Annotated in this window: 11 protein-coding genes; 6 read left to right on the top strand and 5 right to left on the bottom strand. The window is 69.4% G+C overall.

The window, feature by feature from the left end; all coding sequences use genetic code 11:
- Positions 1–19 precede the first annotated feature (19 nt).
- A complete protein-coding gene (locus tag ACTWQO_RS16470) occupies positions 20–1534 on the bottom strand; it encodes a site-2 protease family protein (RefSeq protein WP_443238063.1) in 1515 nt (504 codons plus the stop codon).
- A gap of 174 nt (positions 1535–1708) precedes the next feature.
- On the opposite strand from ACTWQO_RS16470, the gene ACTWQO_RS16465 reads away from it, so the two are divergent.
- Positions 1709–2749, top strand: a complete 1041-nt coding sequence (locus tag ACTWQO_RS16465) for a RecB family exonuclease (RefSeq protein ID WP_443238062.1) — start codon at positions 1709–1711, stop codon at positions 2747–2749.
- 14 nt (positions 2750–2763) lie between these two features.
- Entirely contained in the window at positions 2764–3435 is a 672-nt protein-coding gene (locus tag ACTWQO_RS16460; RefSeq protein WP_129796974.1) for a response regulator, read from the top strand.
- A 69-nt stretch (positions 3436–3504) separates the two neighbouring features.
- Here ACTWQO_RS16460 and ACTWQO_RS16455 read toward each other — a convergent pair whose 3' ends face one another.
- The 4 genes from ACTWQO_RS16455 to metH form a co-directional block, all read right to left on the bottom strand.
- A complete protein-coding gene (locus ACTWQO_RS16455) occupies positions 3505–5085 on the bottom strand; it encodes an ABC transporter substrate-binding protein (RefSeq protein ID WP_443238061.1) in 1581 nt (526 codons plus the stop codon).
- A 67-nt stretch (positions 5086–5152) separates the two neighbouring features.
- Positions 5153–6760, bottom strand: a complete 1608-nt coding sequence (locus tag ACTWQO_RS16450) for an ABC transporter substrate-binding protein (RefSeq protein ID WP_443238060.1) — start codon at positions 6758–6760, stop codon at positions 5153–5155.
- Positions 6761–7182: 422 nt separating this feature from the next.
- Positions 7183–7884: an HAD family hydrolase gene (locus ACTWQO_RS16445; protein WP_443238059.1), complete on the bottom strand. Its 702-nt coding sequence runs from the start codon at positions 7882–7884 to the stop codon at positions 7183–7185.
- 152 nt (positions 7885–8036) lie between these two features.
- Complete coding sequence (gene metH / locus ACTWQO_RS16440; RefSeq protein ID WP_443238058.1) at positions 8037–11549, bottom strand: methionine synthase; 3513 nt, start codon at positions 11547–11549, stop codon at positions 8037–8039.
- A gap of 307 nt (positions 11550–11856) precedes the next feature.
- On the opposite strand from metH, the gene ACTWQO_RS16435 reads away from it, so the two are divergent.
- From ACTWQO_RS16435 to ACTWQO_RS16420, 4 genes are all read left to right on the top strand, one after another.
- A complete protein-coding gene (locus ACTWQO_RS16435; RefSeq protein ID WP_443238057.1) occupies positions 11857–12621 on the top strand; it encodes an IclR family transcriptional regulator in 765 nt (254 codons plus the stop codon).
- 307 nt (positions 12622–12928) lie between these two features.
- Positions 12929–13723, top strand: a complete 795-nt coding sequence (locus ACTWQO_RS16430; RefSeq protein ID WP_362943765.1) for an MIP/aquaporin family protein — start codon at positions 12929–12931, stop codon at positions 13721–13723.
- 62 nt (positions 13724–13785) lie between these two features.
- Positions 13786–15327 (top strand): glycerol kinase GlpK, encoded by a 1542-nt coding sequence (glpK, locus tag ACTWQO_RS16425; RefSeq protein ID WP_443238056.1) that lies wholly within the window; start codon positions 13786–13788, stop codon positions 15325–15327.
- Between the two features lie 46 nt (positions 15328–15373).
- Complete coding sequence (locus ACTWQO_RS16420; protein WP_443238055.1) at positions 15374–16990, top strand: FAD-dependent oxidoreductase; 1617 nt, start codon at positions 15374–15376, stop codon at positions 16988–16990.
- Positions 16991–17178 lie beyond the last annotated feature (188 nt).

Genomic DNA, 17178 nt, shown 5'->3' with positions numbered 1-17178 from the left:
TTATCGGGGTCGCCGACCACTAGGAGGGCCGGGCCATGGCCTTCACGAAGGCGCGCTCCACGTCGGCGGCGGACAGGACGCCGTAGATCTCGCCGGTTTCCTCGACGACGAGGTATTCGGTGGCGGGGGTGGCGCGCAGGGCGTCCAGGAGGTCTTCGCCGGCCAGTTCGGCGGAAACGCGCATGCCGTCGGTGAGGTCCTGGGCGAGGCCGCTGACGGCGACCCAGGGGCGGCGGTGTTCGGGGACGCCGACGATGGCGGCCTCGCGGACGAGGGAGAGGGGCTGGCCGTCGGGGTCGACGACGACGAGGGCGCGGGCCCCGGCCTCGTTGGCGCGGCGCAGGGCCTCGGAGAGGGGGGTGTCCGTCTCGACGGGGACGGCGCGGCGGGTGAGGTTGCGGGCGCGCAGCTCGGGGAGGTGTTCGCGCAGGCGGGCCATGCGCAGGCTGTTGCCGGCGCCGGTCCAGATGATCGCGGCGAGGATCGCGGCGAGCAGGGCGTCCATGACGGTGTCCATGCCGACGTTGTCCACGGCGTCGCGGCCGAGTGCGCCGGACTGGGTGAGCAGGGGCAGGCCGATCAGGACGGAGACGGCGAGGGCGCGGCCGACCCAGGCGGCGGCGATGGTGCCGCTCATGGGTTTGCCGGTGATCTTCCAGATGACGGCGCGGAGCATGCGGCCGCCGTCGAGGGGCAGGCCCGGGAGCAGGTTGAAGGCGGCGACGATGAGGTTGGAGATCATCAGGCCGGCCAGCAGGACGCCGGGGACGGTGCCGGGCTCGACGGGTTGCAGGGCCAGGTAGAAGAGGCCCGCGAGGACGAGGGAGAGCAGCGGGCCGACGAAGGCGAGGACGAATTCGCGGCCGGGGGTCTCGGCCTCCTTCTCGATCTCGGAGACGCCGCCGAAGAACTGGAGCTGGATGCGGCGGACCGGGAGCTTGAAGCGGAGGGCGGCGACGGTGTGGGCGAGTTCGTGGACGAGTACGGAGGCGTAGAAGGCGACCGCGAAGAAGAGGGAGACGAGGTAGCGGGCGGCGCCGAGTTCGGGCAGCACGCGGTCGAGCTGGCCGCCGAACACCCAGGTGATCAGCGCGGCGACGAGGAACCAGCTGGGCGCGACGTAGACGGGCACCCCGAAGGGGCGTCCCATCAGCAGTCCGCCTCTGGGATCGCGGGGGCGCGGGGGCTGGGGGCCTTTGGTGGCGTCGGTGTGCGCGAAGGGACGGTCGTCGTGGTCCTGGGCGGTGGGCGAGGCGTGGTGCGCCGGGCTTGCGGCCGGGCGCTCGCCGCTGGAGGGCGGCGTTCCGGGTTGCGCGTCGCCGCCGGGAGCCGCATCCGCGGACCGGCTGTCCTGGTCGTCCGTGGCGGCGCTGTCCGAGGGTGTTGTGGCGTCCAAGTGCCGTGCCTCCGTGGCCCGTTCGTCGGCCGGGTCGGGGCGTGCGGGGTCCGTGGCCGGGGTCGTACGACCCCGGTGGCGCTCGGTCGGCTCCTCGTTGCCGGACCGCGGCTGCCCGCTCCCGCCGCTCTCGTCCACGGTGTCCCCTCGTTCGCAGCGTCTCCCGCGCCTGCCGGGCGGAAGGTCTCGGGTCGATGGTATGCGGCCGTCGGGACGCGTTCCGCCCCGGCACCCCCTGTGTTTGCACTGCCGTCGCAGCGGTCACGACCGTGACCGGGTCACTGTCAGTGGCGAGCCGTATGGTCTGTGGTCATGGAGACGAGCACCGAGGGCGCGGCGGAGGCCCACAGCGGCGGTAGGACGGCGGCGGCCGAGGCGGCGGCCGTGGCCATACCGCATGCGCGACCGCAGGCCGAGCCACCCGTCCCCGCGCCTGCCGAGCCCGCGGTGCAGCCGGCCGGGTCGCCCTCGGGGGCGCCCGCCTCCCCGCCGCTGCGCCAGGCCGCACCCCCGGTCTCCCTCTCCCCTTCGCGCGCCAGTGACTTCATGCAGTGCCCGCTGCTGTACCGGCTGCGGGTGATCGACCGGCTGCCCGAGAAGCCGAGTGAGGCGGCGACGCGGGGCACCTTGGTGCACGCGGTGCTGGAGCGGCTGTTCGACGCCCCGGCCGCGGAGCGTACGGCGCCGCGGGCGAAGTCGCTGGTGCCGGGGCAGTGGGAGCGGCTGCGGGAGAGCCGGCCGGAGGTGCTGGAGCTGTTCGCGGACGATCCGGAGGGCGCGCGGCTGGCGCGCTGGCTGGGTGAGGCGGAGCAGCTGGTGGAGCGCTGGTTCACGCTGGAGGATCCGACGCGGCTGGAGCCGGCCGAGCGGGAGCTGTTCGTCGAGGCGGAGCTGGATTCGGGGCTCAGGCTGCGCGGGATCATCGACCGGGTGGATGTGGCGCCGACGGGCGAGGTGCGGATCGTCGACTACAAGACGGGCAAGGCGCCCCGGCCCGAGTACGCCGAAGGTGCGCTGTTCCAAATGAAGTTCTACGCGCTGGTGGTGTGGCGGCTGAAGAAGGTCGTGCCGCGGCGGCTGCAGCTGGTCTATCTCGGCAGCGGTGATGTGCTGACGTACGACCCGGTCCTCGCCGATCTGGAGCGGGTGGAGCGCAAGCTGCTGGCGCTGTGGGAGGCGATCCGGCTGGCGACGGAGACGGGGGACTGGCGGCCGCGGCCGACGAAGCTGTGCGGCTGGTGCGACCACCAGGCGGTTTGCCCGGAATTCGGGGGTACTCCCCCGCCCTATCCGCTGCCGGTCAGGGCGGCCGAGTCGGGCGGCACCGAGCAGGGCAGAATGGGGCCGGACTAGCGAAGGAGACTTACGTGGCCATCCGCGTCCTACTGGTCGACGACCAGCCGCTGCTGCGTACCGGCTTCCGGATGATTCTGGAGGCCGAGCAGGACATCGCGGTCGTCGGCGAGGCCGGAGACGGCCTCCAGGCGCTCGACCAGGTGCGGGCCCTGCAGCCCGATGTGGTTCTGATGGACATCCGTATGCCGCGGATGGACGGTGTGGAGGCGACCCGGCAGATCACCGGGCCGGGGCGGGACGGACCGGCCAAGGTGCTGGTGCTGACCACCTTCGACCTCGACGAGTATGTGGTGGAGGCGCTGAAGGCGGGGGCCAGCGGGTTTCTGCTGAAGGACGCCCCGGCCAATGAGCTGGTGCAGGCGATCCGGGTGGTCGCGGCGGGCGAGGCGATGCTCGCGCCGAGCATCACGCGCCGGCTGCTCGACAAGTACGCCACGCATCTGCCCTCCGGCGACGAGCCCGTTCCGGACACGCTGAACACGCTCACCGAGCGTGAGGTGGAGGTGCTGAAGCTGGTGGCGCGCGGGCTGTCGAACGCGGAGATCGCGGCGGACCTGTTCGTCAGCGAGACCACGGTCAAGACGCATGTGGGGCACGTCCTGACCAAGCTGGGGCTGCGTGACCGGGTGCAGGCCGCGGTGTATGCGTACGAGAGCGGGCTGGTGCGCCCGGGAGCGCAGTAGCCGGGTGTCCTACGACGCCGAGGGCGCCCCTTCGCCGGAAGGGGCGCCCTCGGCGTTCGTGCCGTCAGGTCAGTCCTTGTTGAGTTCCCAGAACCGGAACACGGTCGAGGCGTCGAGGCAGTACTCGAGGCCGTAGACGTTGTCGCGGGTGACGGCGTACTGCTTGCCCTGCCACAGCGGCAGCACGGGCACGTCGTCGGCGACGATGTCCTGGAGCCGGCCGTAGTCGGAGTTGGTCGCGGCGCGGTCGCTCTCGGACGCGGTGCGCGGGATGAGCGTGCCGGTGATCGTGCTGTTGGTGTAGTTGTTGCTCAGCACGTTGCCCTCGCCGAAGAAGGGGCCGGTGAAGTTGTCGGCGTCCGGGTAGTCCGGAACCCAGCCCTTCACGTACACGCCGTACTTGCCGTCGGCGATGTCCTGCTCGTACTGGTCGAACGCCACGGACTGGACGTCGGCGTCGAACAGGCCGCTGGCGTTGAGCTGGGCGGCGATCGCCTTGAGCTCGTCGTCGGTGGCGGGGCCGTAGCGGGACGGGGTCGACCACAGGGTCAGCTTGACCTTGTCGGTGATGCCGTCGGCGCTCAGGGCCGCGGCTGCCTTGGCCTTGGAGGGCTTGGCGCCGTAGGTGTCGAAGAAGGCCGTGTTGTGGCCGGCGATACCGGCCGGGATGATCGAGTACAGCGGGGTCGCGGTGTCCTTGTAGACGTCCTTCATCAGGGCGTCGCGGTCGAGCAGGTAGGCGATGGCCTTGCGAACGCCGAGCTTTCCGGTGACCGGGTCGTCCATGTTGAAGACCAGGTGCTGGACCTCGGCGCTGTTGCCGTCGACGATCTCGACGCCCGAGCCGGGGTCGGCCTTCTCGATGTCGGCGATGTCGCTCGCGGCGAGGCCTCGGTAGGCGATGTCGACCTTCTTGTCGAGCAGGGCCGTCTTCAGCGCGGTCTGGTCGCCGTGGAAGAACTTGAGGGTGACCCCGGAGTTCTGGACCTCGGCGGTGCCCTTGTAGTGCTCGTTGACCGAGAAGACGGCCTCGTCGTCGCTGAAGGAGTCGAGCTTGTACGGGCCGGAGCCGACCGCCTCGCCGTCCTTGCGCAGGCCGCTCGCCTCGTACGACGTGTGGTCGACGATGGAGCCGGCGCCGGAGGCGATCTTGCTCGGGAAGGTGGCGTCCGCGGTGTTGAGGCGGAAGACGACCGTCTTCTCGTCCGGCGTCTCGACCTTCTCGAGCATGGGGAACATGATCGCGGGGCCGGCCTCGTCGTTGATCTTCAGCATGCGGTCGAAGGAGAACTTCACGTCCTCCGAGGTGAGCGCGTTACCGTTGCTGAACTTCAGGCCGTCCTTCAGCGTGCACTGGTAGACCCTGGTCGAGGTGTCCGTGAAGGCACACTCCTCGGCGGCCTCCGGCTGCGGTTCGGTGGCTCCCTTGGGGAAGCTCAGCAGCGACTGGAAGACGTTGTTGAACAACAGCCAGGATCCGGGGTCGTAGCCGGAGGCGGGGTCGGTGGCCAGGACGTCGTCGGACATCCCCATGACCACGGAGGAGCCTCCGCTCCCCGAGTCCCCGGTTTCCGTTCCGCATCCGGTCAGCAGTCCGGAGGCCAGTCCCGCCACGATCGGCAGGACCGGCCACTGGTTACGCATATTCACGTGCAGGTGCCTTGTCGTCGGTTCCGAATTGCGGGGCCGTCGTCCACGGCCCCGGGCACGGGAGTGGTCAGCCGCTGACTCCGCGGCCGAGCTCCCACAGCTGAAGCGTGGAGGAGGAGTTGAGGGCGTAGGCGGTGCCCGTGATGTCGTCGCGGGCGGCGACGTACTGCTTGCCCTGCCACAGCGGCAGCACGGGCACGTCGTCGGCGACGATGTCCTGAATCTCCGTCAGGCTCTTCACGGCGGACAGCCGGTCGGCCTCCCGGCGCGACTGAGGGATCAGCGCGCTGCGGATCTGGCTGTTGTCGTACGGCGAGCCGAGGAAGTTGTCCTTGTCCAGGAAGGGCGCGAGGTAGTTGTCGGCGTCCGGGAAGTCCGGGAACCATCCCATGCCGTAGACGTCGTACTCGCCCTTCTGCTCGGCCGGGCGGAAGGTCTCCCAGAGGGCGCCCTCGATCTGGACGTCGAACAGGCCGCTGGCGTTCAGCTGCTTCTGGAGCAGCTCGAACTCCTCCTTGGTGGCCGAGCCGTAGTGGTCGGTCGTGTAGTGGAGGGTCAGCTTCACCGGGGTGGTGATGTCGGCCTTGGTCAGCATGGCCTTGGCCTTGGCCACGTTCGGGTCGCCGTACTTGTTGAAGAACGCGTTGGAGTGGCCGGTGATGGTGGCCGGGACCAGCGAGTAGAGCGGCTCCGCCTGGTCGCCGTACACCTTGGCGACCAGTGCGGCGCGGTCGATGATCTGGGCCATCGCCTGGCGCACGGCCTTGGTCTTCACCGTCGGGGCGTCGGTGTTGAAGGCGAGATAGCGGATTTCCAGGCCGGGCATCTCGACGATGTCCTCGTCGGTGCCGGCGGCGGCGCCCGAGAGCTTCGTTATCTGCTTGGGCGACATGGTGCGCGTCATCAGGTCGATGTCACCGTCGTCGAGCGCGGTGCCCATCTCGCCGGCGTCGCCGAAGGAGCGCAGTTCGACCTTGTCGTTGTTCACCTTCAACGTCCCCTTGTAGTTGGGGTTCTTGGTGAACACGGCCTTGACCAGCTCGTCGTTCTTGACCTCGGACTGGAAGGTGTACGGGCCGGAGCCGTCGACCGCGAAGCCGTCGCGCAGCTTGTTCTTCTCGTAGTCGTCGGGGTTGACGATGCCGGCGACCGGCGTCGACAGCTTGAACGGGAAGGTGGCGTCGGCGGTCTTGAGGTGGAAGATCACCTCGCGGTCGCCCTGCGTCTCGACGGTGTCGATGGTGGACAGCAGCGCGAACACACCGCTGTCGGCCTGGATCGACAGAGCGCGGTCGATGGAGTACTTCACATCGGCCGCAGTGACGGGGTCACCGCCCGCGAACTTGAGGCCGTCGCGGAGTGTGCAGACGTAGCGCTCGTTGCCGGTGTCGGTGAAGCCGCACTTCTCGGCGGCCTCCGGCACCGGTTCGCCCTCGCCGCGGGGCTGGATCATCAGCGTCTGCACGGTCTGACGCAGGACGTTCCAGGTGCCGACGTCGTAGGCGTACGCCGGGTCGAGGGGCGCGGGGGCTTCCGTCGAGGCGCTGAACCGGTCGGTGGTGCCGACGACGATCGCGTCACCGCCGCCGCTGCCGCTGCCCGTCCCGCCGCAGGCTGCGAGCACCGGCGCGAGCAGGCCGATGACGGCCGGCAGCGCCAAAGTCTTACGGTTCATGCTCGAGTTTCTCCAGAGCTGTGAGTCCGTGTACCCGGCATGCAGGGGTGTCGCAGCGGGGCACGGGGGTAGAGGTGATGTTCTCGCGACGAGATTAGTCGGCACCTGCGCAAGGGTTGGCCGCACCCGGAGTTGAGGCCCCATCACGCAGTGGAACGGGGTGTGGACGCACCGAAAAACCGACCGGGGAAGGATTCGTGCAGCATCCCCTCAATCGGGACACAAGGTCCCGACCCAGCTGCCGAATTGGGGGCGAGCAGCACAAGACGAGCACTCTGTCGACCCGCTGGGGAGTGGTGAACGTCACATCCCCAACGGTCGGTGCGAGGGCCGGAATTCAGCCATCCAGCGCCGCGTGAATTCTTTTACCGACGCACGCATGGAATTACCGCGCTATCCAGCCCCGCACGCTCGGTGAATGCCTAGCCCATTTCCGTCATCAGGCCCTGCAGAAATGCCAGGTCGACCACTTCCAGCGAGGTCACGACGGTGCGCCGGGCGGCCGGGGCGATGGGCGCCACCGAGGGCACGGCCACCACCTGGCAGCCGGCGGCCTCGGCCGCGGCCACACCGGTCGCGGTGTCCTCGATGACCGCGCATCTGGCCGGATCCACGCCGAGCCCGGCCGCCGCGAACAAGTACGGCTCCGGATCCGGCTTGGTGCGCCGCACCTCGTCCCCGGCGACCGTCAGGGCGAAGTGGTGGGCGCCGAGCGAGGAGAGCACCCGGTCGATGATGCGCCGGTGCGAGGCGGAGACCAGGGCGGTGGGGATCTCGTACGCCGACAACTCGCCCAGCAGCCGGGCGGCACCCGGCATCAGCGGCAGGGCGCGGTCGATACGGTCCTCGAAGCCCTGGTTGAGCAGGACGCTGAGCTCGGCGAGGGTGATGTCGGCGCCGGTGGCCTCGATCAGGAACCCCGCACTGCGGCTCATCGGGCCGCCGACCACGACATGGCGCCAGGAGTCGTCGAGGGCGTGGCCGAGACCGGCGAAGATCTCGACCTCGACGTCCCACCAGAAGCCCTCGGTGTCCACCAAGGTGCCGTCCATGTCGAGGAGCACGGCCTGAAGTGCCGACCCTTCGGCCGTTCGGGTTCCGAGCGCGGGGACCGTGCTGGTCATCCGGCCTACCTCCTTGAGGGACGATCAGGCCGGTTCCCGGAAAGGGAACCGGCCTGCGGTGGACCGACCAGTGTACGACTTCTTCGATCAGCGTGCCCGATCGTCCTTGAGGACGGCTGAACCCGCAGGTCAGCGGGTACGGCGCCGCCCGGTCACCGGGCGTTGAAGTACTTCGCCTCCGGGTGGTGGATCACGATGGCGTCCGTGGACTGCTCCGGGTGCAACTGGAACTCCTCGGAGAGCTGGACGCCGATGCGCTCCGGCTCAAGGAGTTCGGCGATCTTGGCGCGGTCCTCCAGGTCGGGGCAGGCGCCGTAGCCGAGGGAGAAGCGGGCGCCCCGGTACTTCAGGCTGAACATGTCCTCGATCTCGGCCGGGTCCTCACCGGCGAAGCCCAGCTCGGACCGCACGCGCGCGTGCCAGTACTCGGCGAGCGCCTCGGCCAACTGCACGGACAGACCGTGCAGTTCGAGGTAGTCGCGGTAGGAGTCGGACGCGAACAGCTTCGCGGTCTCCTCGCCGATCCGCGAGCCCACGGTGACGACCTGGAGGCCTACGACGTCGGTCTCGCCGGACTCCTCCGGGCGGAAGAAGTCCGCCAGGCACAGGTGCCGGCCGCGGCGCTGGCGCGGGAAGGTGAAGCGGGTGCGCTCGTTGCCGTCGTCGTCCAGGAGGATCAGGTCGTCGTCCTTGGACACGCACGGGAAGTAGCCGTAGACGACGGCCGCTTCCAGCAGGTTCTCGGTCTGCAGCTTGTCCAGCAGGCCACGCAGGCGCGGGCGGCCCTCGGTCTCGACGAGTTCCTGGTACGACGGCCCGTCCCCGGTGCGGGTCTCCTTCAGGCCCCACTGGCCCTTGAAGAGAGCGCCCTCGTCCAGCCAGGAGGCGTACTCCTTGAGCTGGATGCCCTTGATGACGCGGGTGCCCCAGAACGGCGGCGTGGGCACGGGGTTGTCGGTGGCGACGTCGGAGCGGACGTGTCCCTCCTCCGGGCGCTCCTCGACCTGGACGGTGGCCGCCCGCACCCGGCGCTGCTTCAGCTCGGGCAGCTTCGCGCCGGGCACGCCCCGCTTGACGCCGATGAGGGCGTCCATGAGGCGCAGGCCCTCGAACGCGTCGCGGGCGTAGCGGACTTCGCCCTCGTAGATCTCGTGCAGGTCCTGCTCGACGTAGGCGCGGGTCAGGGCCGCGCCGCCGAGGATGACCGGGAAATCGGCCGCCATCTTGCGCTGGTTGAGCTCCTCCAGGTTCTCCTTCATGATCACCGTGGACTTGACCAGGAGACCGGACATGCCGATGACATCGGCCCGGTGCTCCTCGGCGGCCTCCAGGATCGCGGAGACGGGCTGCTTGATGCCCAGATTGACCACGGTGTAGCCGTTGTTGGACAGGATGATGTCGACGAGGTTCTTGCCGATGTCGTGCACGTCGCCGCGCACGGTCGCCAGCACGATGGTGCCCTTGCCCTCGTCGTCCGTCTTCTCCATGTGCGGCTCGAGGTAGGCCACCGCCGTCTTCATCACCTCGGCGGACTGCAGCACGAACGGCAACTGCATCTGACCGGAGCCGAACAGCTCACCGACGACCTTCATGCCGTCCAGCAGCGTCTCGTTGACGATGTCCAGGGCCGGGCGCTCCTGGAGTGCGTCGTCCAGGTCCTGTTCGAGGCCGTTCTTCTCGCCGTCGATGATGCGTCGCTTGAGGCGCTCGTTCAGCGGCAGGGCGGCCAGTTCCTCGGCACGACCCGCCTTCAGGGACTTGGTGGTGGCGCCCTCGAACAGGGCCATCAGCTTCTGCAGCGGGTCGTAGCCCTCGGCACGGCGGTCGTAGATGAGGTCGAGAGCCGTCTGGACCTCTTCCTCGGTGAAGCGGGCGATGGGCAGGATCTTCGACGCGTGCACGATCGCCGAGTCCAGGCCCGCCTTCACGCACTCGTCCAGGAAGACGGAGTTCAGAAGCATGCGGGCGGCCGGGTTCAGGCCGAAGGAGATGTTCGACAGGCCCAGCGTGGTCTGCACGTCCGGGTGGCGGCGCTTGAGCTCGCGGATCGCCTCGATGGTGGCGATGCCGTCCTTACGGGACTCCTCCTGACCGGTGCAGATGGTGAAGGTCAGGGTGTCGATGAGGATGTCCGACTCGTGGATGCCCCAGTTGCCGGTCAGATCGTCGATCAGCCGCTCGGCGATCGCGACCTTGTGCTCCGGGGTACGGGCCTGGCCCTCCTCGTCGATGGTCAGCGCGATCAGCGCGGCGCCGTGCTCCTGGGCCAGCTTGGTCACCTTGGCGAAGCGGGACTCGGGGCCGTCGCCGTCCTCGTAGTTCACCGAGTTGATCACCGCGCGCCCGCCGAGCTTCTCCAGCCCGGCCCGGATCACGTCCACCTCGGTGGAGTCCAGCACGATCGGCAGCGTGGACGCGGTGGCGAACCGGCCCGCGAGTTCCTCCATGTCGGCGACGCCGTCCCGGCCGACGTAGTCCACACACAGGTCCAGCATGTGGGCGCCCTCGCGGATCTGCTCGCGGGCCATCTCCACGCAGTCGTCCCAGCGGGCCTCCAGCATGGCCTCGCGGAACTTCTTCGAGCCGTTGGCGTTGGTGCGCTCGCCGATGGCCATGTACGCGGTGTCCTGGCGGAACGGCACCGTCTGGTACAGGGAGGCGGCGCCCGGCTCGGGACGCGGGTTCCGCTCGCTCGGGGTGAGGTCCCGCACCCGTTCCACGACCTGGCGCAGATGCTCCGGCGTCGTACCGCAGCAGCCGCCGATCAGGGACAGGCCGTAGTCGCGGACGAAGTTCTCCTGCGCGTCCGCGAGGCCCTCGGCGTCCAGCGGGAAGTGCGCGCCGTCCTTGGTGAGGATCGGCAGGCCGGCGTTCGGCATGCACAGCAGCGGGATGCGGGAGTGCCGGGTGAGGTAGCGCAGGTGCTCGCTCATCTCGGCGGGGCCGGTGGAGCAGTTCAGGCCGATCATGTCGATGCCGAGCGGCTCCAGCGCGGTGAGCGCGGCTCCGATCTCGGAGCCCAGCAGCATCGTGCCGGTCGTCTCGAAGGCCATCGACACCAGCAGGGGCACGTCGGCGCCGGTCGCCTCCAGGGCCCGGCGGGCGCCCAGCACGGAGGCCTTGGTCTGCAGCAGGTCCTGGGTGGTCTCGACGATCAGCGCGTCGGCGCCGCCGGCCAGCAGGCCCTCGGCGTTGGCCTGGTAGCCGTCGCGGATCGTGCCGTATGCGACGTGGCCGAGGGTGGGCAGCTTGGTGCCCGGGCCGACCGAGCCCAGCACCCAGCGGGGGCGGCCGTCGCGGGCGGCGTACTCGTCGGCGGTCTCGCGGGCGATACGGGCGCCCGCCTCCGACAGCTCATGCACCCGGTCGGCGATGTCGTACTCCGCCGCGGCCGTGTGGTTGGCGCCGAACGTGTTCGTCTCGACGCAGTCGACGCCCACCGCGAAGTACGCGTCATGGACGGAGCGGACGATGTCGGGACGGGTGACGTTCAGGATCTCGTTACAGCCCTCGAGGTTCTCGAAGTCCTCGAGGGTGGGGTCCTGCGCCTGCAGCATGGTGCCCATCGCACCGTCGGCGACCACCACACGGGTGGCGAGTGCCTGACGGAGCGCGGACACACGGGTCCGGCTGTCGGCGGAAGGGGTCAGCGGCGACGAGGCCATGAAAGGGCTCCCTTTGGTGCGACGGCTGTCGGCTTTGCGCAACCCGTGGGACGTTCCACAGTAGGCGCACGGCAGCCAGCGTAGCCGGGTCCATGGCGGGATGGTCATACGGTCCACGGGACGGACGCGAATGACGAGCAGGACCCCAGCGGGATACGCGTACGGGGTACGGCGCGGAACAGTGCCGCGACGGGTTCTCGCAGACCATTGGCGAGGGGTCGGCATGGACCGGTAGTGTTCGACATTGCCGAACGGCGGCAGCGGACGTCGCGGGTCGACGGTCGAAGGGGACGGAGGCAGGACGGCGATGGCACGGAACATCCAGTCGCTCGAACGGGCGGCCGCGATGCTGCGGCTGCTCGCGGGCGGCGAGCGACGGCTCGGTCTGTCGGACATCGCCTCATCCCTGGGCCTCGCCAAGGGCACCGCCCACGGCATCCTGCGCACCCTCCAGCAGGAGGGCTTCGTCGAGCAGGACGACGCTTCCGGGCGCTACCAGCTGGGCGCCGAGCTGCTGCGCCTGGGCACCACCTACCTGGACGTGCACGAACTGCGGGCCCGCGCCCTGGTGTGGGCGGACGACCTGGCCCGCTCCAGCGGCGAGAGCGTCTATCTGGGCGTGCTGCACCAGCACGGCGTGCTGATCGTGCACCACGTCTTCCGGCCCGACGACAGCCGGCAGGTCCTGGAGATCGGCGCGATGCAGCCGTTGCACTCCACGGCCCTGGGCAAGGTCCTGTCGGCCTACGACCCGGTCGCGCACAGCGAGGTGCTGGAGGCCGACCGCAAGGCCTTCACGGACCGGACGGTGTGCGAGCTCGACAGCTTCGAGCAGATCCTCGACGTGACACGCGCGCGTGGCTATGCGGCGGACGTCGAGGAGACCTGGGAGGGCGTCGCCTCCATCGCCGCCCCCATCCACGACCGGCGGCGCATGCCGGTCGGCGCGGTCGGTGTCACCGGCGCCGTGGAGCGGCTGTGCCGGGACGGCGAGGTGCGGCCCGAGCTGATCGCGGCGGTGCGGGACTGCGCCCGCGCGGTCTCCCGGGATCTGGGCGCCGGGCGGTTCTGAGCGCCGTAGGCACAACCAGTCCGTCCCACAAGTTCATCCAGCAAACCGGGGCACCATCGGGCGCTCCGGTTGTTGTCATGCCTTGTGAGGCGTTGTCATGGTTTGGCAAGGCGTTTGATCGATAGCTCACCGCGATCAATAACGATCGTGTTTTCGATAACAGAACCCTTGACGCACCTGTAACGCCAGGGCAAGACTCCCGTCCATCGGTCGACATTGTCGAACACCGACCGGCAATAGGCGTTACAGTGTGATGACGCCAAGGGCCGGCAGCTCTCCCCCTGGACGAAGGACAAAGGAGTCGCGGGTGTCCAGCTCCGACATCTTCATCGGCGAGACCATCGGTACCGCCATACTCATCCTGCTGGGCGGTGGCGTCTGCGCCGCCGTCACGCTCAAGGCCTCCAAGGCCCGTAACGCCGGCTGGCTCGCCATCACCTTCGGGTGGGGTTTCGCCGTACTGACCGCCGTGTACACCTCCGCGCCGCTCTCCGGCGCCCACCTCAACCCGGCCGTGACCCTGGCGCTCGCGATCAAGGACGACGACTGGAGCAACGTTCCGACCTACTGGGGCGGACAGCTGCTCGGCGCGATGATCGGCGCGGCGCTGGTGTGGGTCGCCTACTACGGCCAGTTCCACGCGCACCTCACCGACAAGGAGATCGTCGGCGGTCCGGGCGCGCAGGCCACCACCGCCAAGGCCGTCGAGGCCCGCGAAAAGGGCGCAGGACCGGTCCTGGGCATCTTCTCCACCGGCCCGGAGATCCGGGTCGTCTGGCAGAACCTCGCCACGGAGATCATCGGCACCGTCGTGCTGGTGCTGGCCATCCTCACCCAGGGCCTCAACGCCGACGGTGACGGCCTCGGCACACTGGGCGCCCTGATCACCGCCCTGGTGGTCGTCTCGATCGGTCTGTCCCTCGGCGGCCCGACCGGCTACGCGATCAACCCGGCCCGTGACCTCGGCCCGCGTATCACGCACGCCCTGCTGCCCCTGCCCAACAAGGGCGGCTCCGACTGGGGTTACGCCTGGATCCCGGTGGTCGGTCCGCTGATCGGCGGCGCCATCGCGGCAGGCATCTACAACGTCGCTTTCGCTTAGAGCACGATTCAGCCATCGCGCCGTACAGACAGCCCCTCCCTACGGAACCCCAGGAGCACACCGTGACCGACGCGCACACCGCCGGGCCGTTCATCGCCGCCATCGACCAGGGCACCACCTCCAGCCGCTGCATCGTCTTCGACCGGGACGGCCGTATCGTCTCCGTCGACCAGAAGGAGCACGAGCAGATCTTCCCGAAGCCGGGCTGGGTGGAGCACAACGCCACCGAGATCTGGACCAACGTCCAGGAGGTCGTCGCCGGAGCCGTCGAGAAGGCCGGCATCACCCGCGACGACATCAAGGCCATCGGCATCACCAACCAGCGCGAGACGACCGTGCTGTGGGACAAGAACACCGGTGAGCCCGTCCACAACGCCATCGTCTGGCAGGACACCCGTACCGACGCGCTCTGCAAGGAGCTCGGCCGCAACGTCGGCCAGGACCGCTTCCGCCGTGAGACCGGCCTCCCCCTCGCCTCCTACTTCGCCGGGCCCAAGGCCCGCTGGCTGCTCGACAACGTCGAGGGTCTGAAGGAGCGCGCCGAGGCGGGCGACATCCTCTTCGGCACCATGGACAGCTGGGTCATCTGGAACCTGACCGGCGGTGTGGACGGCGGCCATCACGTCACCGACGTCACCAACGCCTCCCGCACCATGCTGATGAACCTCCACACCATGGAGTGGGACGAGAAGATCGCCGAGTCCATCGGTGTGCCGCTGCAGATCCTCCCCGAGATCCGCTCCTCCTCCGAGGTCTACGGCGAGATCAAGGGCGGCAAGCTGGGCGACCTGCTCGGCGGCATCCCGGTCGCGTCCGCGCTCGGCGACCAGCAGGCGGCCCTGTTCGGCCAGACCTGTTTCTCCGAGGGCGAGGTCAAGTCGACCTACGGCACCGGCACCTTCATGGTGATGAACACCGGCGACAAGATCATCAACTCGTACGCGGGCCTGCTGACCACCGTCGGCTACAAGATCGGTGAGCAGCCGACGGTCTACGCCCTCGAGGGCTCGATCGCCGTCACCGGTTCGCTGGTGCAGTGGATGCGTGACCAGATGGGCCTGATCTCCACCGCCGCCGAGATCGAGACGCTCGCGCTCTCGGTCGAGGACAACGGCGGCGCCTACTTCGTGCCGGCCTTCTCCGGCCTGTTCGCCCCGCACTGGCGTTCCGACGCCCGCGGTGTGATCGCCGGTCTGACCCGGTACGTCACCAAGGCGCACCTCGCGCGCGCCGTCCTGGAGGCCACCGCCTGGCAGACCCGGGAGATCGCCGACGCCATGGTCAAGGACTCCGGCGACGAGCTGGTGGCCCTCAAGGTCGACGGCGGTATGACCTCCAACAACCTGCTGATGCAGACCCTCTCGGACTTCCTGGACGCCCCCGTGGTGCGCCCGATGGTCGCCGAGACCACCTGCCTCGGCGCCGCCTACGCCGCCGGTCTCGCCGTCGGCTTCTGGTCCAGCACCGACGAGCTGCGCGCCAACTGGCGGCGGGCCGCCGAGTGGACCCCCCGCATGGACGCGGACACCCGCGACCGTGAGTACAAGAGCTGGCTCAAGGCCGTCGAGCGGACCATGGGCTGGATCGAGGACGACGAGAACTGACGACAGCCGCCAGCTCTCGAACTCTGATGAGGAGTAAGAACCCGAAATGACCAGTCAGTCCACCCTGCAGTCCGTGCCTGCCCTTGGTACGCGCCCGGCCTCCGGCTCGAACCCGAGCCGCGCCGAGACCCGGGAGCAGCTCGCCAGAGCGTCGTACGACCTTCTCGTGATCGGCGGCGGCATCCTGGGCATCTCCACCGCCTGGCACGCCGCGCAGGCCGGGCTCAGGGTGGCGCTGGTCGACGCCGGCGACTTCGCCGGTGCCACCTCCTCCGCCTCCTCCAAGCTGCTCCACGGCGGTCTGCGTTATCTGCAGACCGGCGCGGTGAGGCTGGTGGCGGAGAACCACTTCGAGCGCCGTGCGGTCTCCCGCCAGGTGGCCCCCCACCTGGCGAACCCGCTCACCTTCTACCTCCCCGTGTACAAGGGGGGCCCGCACGGCGCGGCCAAGCTGGGCGCGGGCGTGTTCGCGTACTCGGCGCTCTCCGCCTTCGGCGACGGCGTCGGCCATCTGCTCTCCCCCGCCAAGGCCCAGCAGGACGTGCCGGAGCTGCGCACCGAGAACCTCAAGGCCGTGGCCGTGTACGGCGACGACCAGATGAACGACGCCCGCATGGCGCTGATGACGGTCCGCGCGGCCACCGAGGCGGGCGCGGTCGTCCTGAATCACGCCGAGGTGACCGGGCTGCGCTTCACCAAGGGCCGGGTGACGGGCGCGGAGCTGAAGGACCGCACGACCGGCGTCGAGTTCGGGGTCGACGCCCGTCTCGTGCTCAACGCGACCGGCCCCTGGGTCGACCACCTGCGCAAGATGGAGGACCCGAACGCGGCGCCGTCCATCCGGCTGTCGAAGGGCGCACACCTGGTCCTGAAGCGGACCTCGCCCTGGAAGGCAGCGCTCGCGACCCCGATCGACAAGTACCGGATCACCTTCGCCCTCCCCTGGGAGGACATGCTGCTGCTCGGCACGACGGACGAGGAGTTCGAGGGCGACCCGGCGGACGTCTCCGTCAACGACAAGGACATAGCCCAGATCCTCGACGAGGCCGCGTTCTCGATCCGCGACCAGCAACTCGACCGCGACCTGATCACCTACGCCTTCGCGGGTCTGCGGGTGCTGCCGGGCGGCCCCGGCGACACGGCCAAGGCCAAGCGCGAGACCGTCGTGACCGAGGGCCGGGGCGGCATGCTGTCGGTCGCGGGCGGCAAGTGGACGACGTTCCGGCACATCGGCCGTACGGTCATGAAGAAGCTGGAGGCGCTTCCGGGGCACCCGCTCGGCGACGACTTCGAGCCGATCGCCTCCCTGCCGAAGAAGCTGCCGCTGCCCGGCGTTGCCAACCCGCGTGCGATAGCGCACCGGCTCCTGGTGGACCGGCCGGCGCCGGGCCCGCGGATGGGTGCGGACACGGCGAAGCACCTGGCGACGCACTACGGTTCCCTGGCCTTCGACATCGCCCGTCTGGCGAACGAGAACCCCGAGCTGGGCGAACGGGTGCACCCGGACGCGCCGGAGATCTGGGCGCAGGTCGTGTACGCGCGGGACAACGAGTGGGCGGAGACGACGGACGACGTGCTGCGGCGCCGTACGACGTTGACGATCCGAGGGCTGGCCACGGACGACGTCCGGGCGAAGGTTCAGGACCTGCTCGACAAGAAGTAGGCGTTACGACGTAGGCGTCAAGAAGTAGGCGCTACGACACGGAAGGGGCGGCTCCACGCCGATGGACACTGTTGGCGAATGGCCCTGAGTGCGTGACGTCGGTCTGTGCCACCGAGTTGGTGGTGCAGACCGACGTTGCGTGTGAGGGGGCCGAGGGTGTCGTTGCGTCCGGGGGTGTTGGGGGAGGT

It is taken from the genome of Streptomyces sp. 4N124, from assembly GCF_052245395.1.
In the GTDB taxonomy this organism is placed as follows: domain Bacteria; phylum Actinomycetota; class Actinomycetes; order Streptomycetales; family Streptomycetaceae; genus Streptomyces.
This window is presented reverse-complemented; position numbering and strand designations above follow the sequence as displayed.